4 protein-coding genes are annotated in these 6162 nt (G+C 59.5%); 3 read left to right on the forward strand and 1 reads right to left on the reverse strand.

The features are described 5' to 3' along the window. Nucleotides 1-111 precede the first annotated feature (111 nt). On the forward strand, nucleotides 112-2097 hold the full coding sequence (locus VEB01_RS01575) for a 2,3-oxidosqualene cyclase (RefSeq protein WP_324872350.1): 1986 nt from the start codon (nucleotides 112-114) through the stop codon (nucleotides 2095-2097). Nucleotides 2098-2142: 45 nt separating this feature from the next. After that, the gene (locus tag VEB01_RS01580) at nucleotides 2143-3510 is read left to right on the forward strand and encodes an FAD-dependent oxidoreductase (RefSeq protein ID WP_324872351.1); all 1368 of its coding nucleotides are present in this window, start codon (nucleotides 2143-2145) and stop codon (nucleotides 3508-3510) included. A 57-nt stretch (nucleotides 3511-3567) separates the two neighbouring features. Here VEB01_RS01580 and VEB01_RS01585 read toward each other — a convergent pair whose 3' ends face one another. Continuing rightward, a complete protein-coding gene (locus VEB01_RS01585) occupies nucleotides 3568-5196 on the reverse strand; it encodes a cytochrome P450 (protein WP_324872352.1) in 1629 nt (542 codons plus the stop codon). Between the two features lie 130 nt (nucleotides 5197-5326). Between VEB01_RS01585 and VEB01_RS01590 the strand changes: the two genes are divergently transcribed. After that, a complete protein-coding gene (locus VEB01_RS01590; RefSeq protein WP_324872353.1) occupies nucleotides 5327-5929 on the forward strand; it encodes a nuclear transport factor 2 family protein in 603 nt (200 codons plus the stop codon). Nucleotides 5930-6162: the final 233 nt, after the last annotated feature.

Consider the following 6162-nt stretch of genomic DNA (forward strand, 5'->3'; position numbering starts at 1 on the left):
GTCTTCTCGACTGGATAGACATCGGACTCGCCTCCGATTCCAAAAGCCACTAAACTTCCCGACCGGCTCTTTGCAGGAAGAACAATGACCTTATCAGGGAAAAACCAGGATATGAATCGATCCCCGTTGTCCTGCGGAAAAGCGGCGGATGCCAGCCAAAAGGCTTTGCGCTATTTGCTCGGACTCCAAGGTCCCGGCGGCGACTTCGAAGGGGAAATGGTCTGGTGCACTATGATTTTGGCGCAGGCCGTCATCGTACGCACCGTGGTGGGCCACCCTTATCCGGAAGCGGAAAAGGCGCGGATCATTCGACACTTCGAGTGCCGCCAGCGTGGCGATGGTTCCTGGGGCATGCACCCCGAATCGGAGGGGTATGTTTTTTTTACCGCCCTGGCCTATGTGGCCGTGCGGCTGCTCGGCATTCCCGCCGATGCGCCGATGCCGAATAAGGCGCGCCGTTGGCTGCAGGCACAGCCGGACGGGGTAAAAGGCATTCCCGGTTGGGGAAAGTTTTGGTTGGCCGCACTCGGTCTTTACGGGTATGAAGGGCTCAACCCCATCCCTCCGGAACTTTTCCTGCTGCCGGACTGGTTGCCTTTTCACCCGCGGCGCTATTACTGCCACACCCGCCAAATCTACTTGGGACTCGCCTTTCTCTACGGCATGCGCTTTGTAGCGCCCCTGCCGGATTCATTACGCGACGCGTTGCGCCGGGAGCTTTACCGGGAGCCTTACGAGGGTATCGACTTTGCCTCTCTACGCCACGCGATTGCGCGTTCCGACATGTACGTGCCCGTAAGCCCTCTCCTGCGCCGGCTGTACGACCTGTTGCGAGCCTACGAGCGCGTGCACAATCCGGCACTGCGACGGAAGGCTCTCGACGTCTGCTTCAACCGTATTCTCTACGAGCAACGCACCACCCGGTATCAGGGCATCTCGCCGGTCAGCGGCTTGCTCGACTGCCTCGCCATCTTCGCCCGGGATCCGGCCCATCCGGACCTGGCTCCCAGCATCGAGGGTGTCGAAGCGTGGCGCTGGGAAGACGAGGCGGAAGGAATCCGTTACGTCGGCGCACGCTCCAACACCTGGGATACGGCTTTCGTCATCCAGGCGCTGACCGAGGCGCCCGGCGAGGAAACCGCGGAAGCGCTGGATAAGGCCCATGCGTTTCTCGACAGCGCGCAAATGCTCGAAGAACTGCCGGATTACCGTGCCGCCTGGCGGGATCCGGCACTCGGCGGATGGTGTTTTTCCGATGGCCGGCACCGATGGCCGGTGAGCGATTGCACCGCGGAGGCCTTGAGCGCCCTGCTCGCCCTCTACGACCACCCCGCATTACACGTCGCGGCCCGGCTCGGAGAAGAGCGCCTTGGCCTGGCCGTTTCCTTCATCCTGTCGCGCCAGAATGCCGATGGCGGTTTCGGCACCTATGAGCGCCGACGTGCCGGAAAACTTCTGGAGATCATCAATCCTTCCGAGATGTTCGGCCAGTGCATGACGGAGCTTTCCTATATCGAATGCACGGGTTCGGCGCTCGCGGCGCTCGCCCACTACCGGACACACCATCCCGACCTTCCGGGCGGGAAGATCGATCGCGCGGCGGCCAAGGCGGTGGCCTTCCTGCGTCGAAAGCAGCTCGAAGACGGCTCCTATCCGGGATTCTGGGGCATCAATTACACGTACGCCATTTTTCATGTCGCGAGAGGGCTGCGAGCAACCGGCGTGCCGACCGAGGACCCCGTGCTCCGCGCCGCCGCCCGCTGGCTTATCGGAAAGCAGCGCCTGGACGGGGGTTGGGGAGAGCACTATTCGGGCTGCCTCGAAGGCCGCTACGTGGAACATACTGAGAGCCAAATCGTCATGACGAGCTGGGCGCTGCTCGCCCTCCTCGAAATTTTGCCTCCCGACAACGAATCGGTAACGCGCGGCTTCCGCTGGCTTATCGGTCGGCAACAACAGGACGGAGGCTGGCCGCGGCAAGGGGTCAACGGTGTCTTCTTCGGAGCCGCCATGCTCGATTACCGCCTGTATCACACCTATTTCCCGGCATGGGCACTGGCGCGATACGTGCGGCTGATTGATACTACCCATGGCTGATTCGTCGGCTCTAACTCTTCTACTGGATTACAGGGATTGCGTAAAATGAGAACAAAAATAGTGAACCCATTGAATGTGGACGTTCTGATTGCTGGCGGCGGGGTAGCCGGCGCCGCCGCGGCGGCAGCGCTTTCGCAGTTGGATCTAAGTATCCTGATCATCGAACCGGGACCTTCGCAGGACCGACGACTCGCCGGTGAACTCATCCACCCGCCCGGTGTCGACGGCCTTAGGCAACTCGGACTGCTGAGCGACAAAGCGGATCTCGGCTCGAAAGTACAAGGCTTTGCGATCTCTTCTTCGGACGAAGACCCGGCCTCCATACTCTTGCCTTACGGCGAAAGACAGGGACTCGATTGTTCCGGCCTCGCCATCGAACACCAAACCCTGAAGAACCATTTGTTCGACGCGGTCAGACAGTTTCCGGGAGTAACGGCATGGCTCGGCAGCCGAGTCACAAGGATGGAACGCGAACCCGATGGGCCGTTCGCGGCGGTAATTCGTTGCGACGATGGCGAAAAACGGGTGCGAGCCCGGCTCATTATCGGCGCGGATGGGTCCATGTCGCAGGTACGAAAGCTGACCGGAATCCCTTTTTCCACCCATCGCTATTCCGCCATGATGGGCATCGAAGTCGAAGACCGGCACCTGCCTCATCCGGGCTACGGCAATATCTTTTTGAATCCGGCTGCGGGCATCTCCTACGCCTACAGCATCGGCCAAGGACGCGCGAGAATCATGTTCGAAGTCCTCAGGGGTCACCGCTCCGAGGAATCGATTCGGAATCATCTGAGCCTGTTCCCCGCCTCTTTCAGAAGCGATGCCGAACGGGTTCTAGCCATTAGCAAGCCCTTGGCGGCTGCGAATTTCAGAATCATTCCGGACGTCGTCGCGAAGAGCAATGTCGTGTTGGTGGGAGACGCCCGTGGCTGCTGCCATCCCGTGACGGCTTCCGGGATTACCACTGCGGTAAAGGATGCCTTGATTCTGCGGGATGCGCTGCGTGCGACGAACTTCGACATTCCGGCCGCTTTGCACCGCTATTCCGTCGTGTGCGGCCGCCTGCAGCTCACCCGCCGCACTCTGGCGGAAGAACTACGCGAGGCCTTCCTGGCCAAAACCCCGGAAGCCCTGCTTCTCAAGCAGTGCATATTTTCCTACTGGCAAACCAGCGGCAAAAGCCGCACTCACTCGATGGCCTTGCTGTCCACGCTCGACAGCAGCATTTTTTCCCTGGCTATCCAATACGCTTTGGTGGTTCTGCGATCGTTCCACTTGTTGCCCCACTGGTCCAGGGAAAACGCCATCGGCGCCTGGCGCATGGGTGTCCTCAAACTTTTGGCCAAAAGCCTCTCATTTCAACATCTGGCGATCCGCAAATGGCTGAAGGAGCGTAGTACCGTTGCCGGATAACGCTCACATCGCCTTGTTCCGGAGGATTCGGGACGGGCAGATTCGATGCCCCGGAAACTATTCGTCGCCGACTATTCTTATCGCCCGGTTGGGACAGTATTTTTCCGCGGCTCTTGCCTTCCCGATCAATGCGGCTGAGGGCCGTTCATCGAGTACGCCGAGTTGGCCTTTATCGTCCACATGAAAAATTTCCGGCGCTTCCGCCATGCAGTTCGCATGGCCCTTGCAGAGATCGTGGTCGACGACCACTTCGAACGTTTTTCCGGCAGGGCTGGCTAATCCGGGCTCCGCGTATCGCCGCGCCGCAAAATCCGTCGTGGTCTGCCGCCGGCGATACCGGACCGGACAGGGGGAACCGGGCTCCACCACCATTTTCCGGTAGTCGTCCCGGTAACTTTCCGCCGGGTTCACCAGTTCGAACTCATAGCGCCTCAGCAGCACGCTGAAAATGGCTTTGATCTGGAACAGGGCAAACGCGTTGCCCGAGCATTTGTGCCTCCCGCCGCCGAAGGCCTGCCAGCCGAATAGGTTTTTGTCCTCCTCCCGATCCGGGGTATAGCGGTCGGGGTCGAACCGCTCGGGCTCGGGAAACAGCTCGGCGATCCGATGGGTAACCGAAGGCGCTGCGCATACGAACTTGCCCGCCTCGATGAGGTAATCCTTCACATGGAAATCCTGCATCACCTTGCGCATCAGGATGATCAACGGAGGGTGCAGGCGCAGCACTTCCTTGATGACGTTTTCCAGCTTCGGCATCCGGCGCAAAGATTCGAAAGTCACGCCGCCATGGGCGCCGAACAGCTCGTCGATTTCCTCAACCACGGTTTTGAGATGCTCGGGATTGCGCAGCAATTCGATCAGCACCCAGGCGGTGGTTCCGGAACTGGTGTGATGGCCCGCGAAGACGGTGGCGATCAGCATGCCGGTGATTTCATGAGGACTTAACTTGCTGCCATCCTCGTAGCTGGCATCGATGAGTGTTTGGAAGACGTTGGTCGCTTTTTCGTGCTTGTGCGCGCGTTTCGCCATGATTTGCGCGACCAGTTCCTGAAGCCGGGCGCGCGCTTTATCCCGGCGCCGAAATACCGGCAGCGGAAGATTGGGGAAAATGTACGCCACGGGCTGGATACCCTGCTCTAAATCGCGGTAGATTTCGGCAAATTGAGTGTTCAGCTCGTGCCTGAACTCAGTCCCAAGCAAGCAGTGGCTCGACGTATAAATGGTCAATTCCTTGGTGAATTCGAGCAGATCGATTTCGCCGGATTTGCCCCACTCATCGAGCATGCTTTCGACTTCGGCGACGATGATGTCCGAATACGTGCGCATCGGCTTGTCGCGCAGCGCCGGCATCAGCATCTGCAATTGCTGGTTTTTCTTCTCGATGGATGCGTCGAAGACCACGCCCCGGCCGAATATGGGCGTCATGATCTTGTAAGCGGCGCCTTGGTCAAGCGCTTCGTCGGGGGCGCGATAGAAAGCCTCGCTGGCCTCAACGCCGGTCAGCAGCACCATGTTCTGGTGGAAAAGCTTAAACTCGGCGACATCCCCGAGTTCCTCGCGCAGGCGCATCATGAAGGCGTGCGGATTTCTGCCGAACTCAAAAATATGCCCGGCGACGGGAAGCCCGCCGGAGATGGCCGGGGGCTTCTTACGCTGGGTCTTGCTCACGGGGTGCTCACGATCCATAGTGGCTCCGTCTGCGGGTTTGTACCCGATTATCGTTTGCGTGAATGAAATCGGACATTATCGATGCGCCCAAAAGCGTAATCATGCCTGAAATCGGGGAAATGTTTCATTGGAAAATAAGGAGTGCGACATGGCGGGATATCCGCGCGAAGAACTGGAGGAAATGGTCGAGCGCTGGCTCGCCGCCAACCGGAAGTCGGAAACAGACGGCGACTGGATCAAGAACCTCGGCCCCATGTATACCGGAGACGCCGAATACGGCTGGAACATGGGTCCCGATCGGGAATTCCTCGCCAAGGGCAGAAAGCAAATCGAAGATTGGGCCTTGGGGGTTCACATGGAAGGTTTCGAGAAATGGCGCTATCCGTACGACAAAATCCTGATCGACGAGCGACAGGGGGAGGTTATCGGCATCTGGCGCCAGGTCGCGCCGGTGCAGCGGGAGGGTGGCGGCGACTATGAGGTGGCCGGCGTGGGCGGCTCCTGGTTCCGCTACGGCGGCGACTACAAGTGGTGCTGGCAACGGGATTTCTTCGACTTGGGCAACGTCAAGGCACTGTTCATGGAATTGGCGGCCGATGGCAAGCTGGAGCCCCCGGTGAAGCGCAAACTGAGCAAACTGGCGCGGGGGCAGGAACTCGCCGGGGTCTACCCCCTCCACGCGAATCCAAGTCTCGGCAAGAAGTTGAAAGGCGTCCTGGCCATGGCGCGCATCGTGCTGTTCGGCAGGTGACTTGGATGTGGCGAGCCACGGCCTCCGAACCTCGACAGAGTCCGCGGCTTCTTAAGGGAGCCCTGAATAAATGTAGAAACCGTTCGCGTGTTGGGGGTGTCAAGTTAAGTGTGTAACTGGGATTAGTTCATAGGGTGACGCGATCGCCCAGCAGGATCACGAAGTGGTTCAAAGCCCGCTTCCAATCCTGGATCGGCATGGTCCATTTCTTCTCGATCCGTTGCAGCCCAAGG

It is taken from the genome of Methylocaldum sp. (assembly GCF_035627495.1).
Lineage (GTDB): Bacteria > Pseudomonadota > Gammaproteobacteria > Methylococcales > Methylococcaceae > Methylocaldum.

Coding starts and splice junctions, on each gene's coding strand:
- VEB01_RS01575 (WP_324872350.1), top strand. CDS start 112: ATGAATCGATCCCCGTTGTCCTGCGGAAAAGCGGCGGATGCCAGCCAA.
- VEB01_RS01580 (WP_324872351.1), top strand. CDS start 2,143: ATGAGAACAAAAATAGTGAACCCATTGAATGTGGACGTTCTGATTGCT.
- VEB01_RS01585 (WP_324872352.1), bottom strand. CDS start 5,196: ATGGATCGTGAGCACCCCGTGAGCAAGACCCAGCGTAAGAAGCCCCCG.
- VEB01_RS01590 (WP_324872353.1), top strand. CDS start 5,327: ATGGCGGGATATCCGCGCGAAGAACTGGAGGAAATGGTCGAGCGCTGG.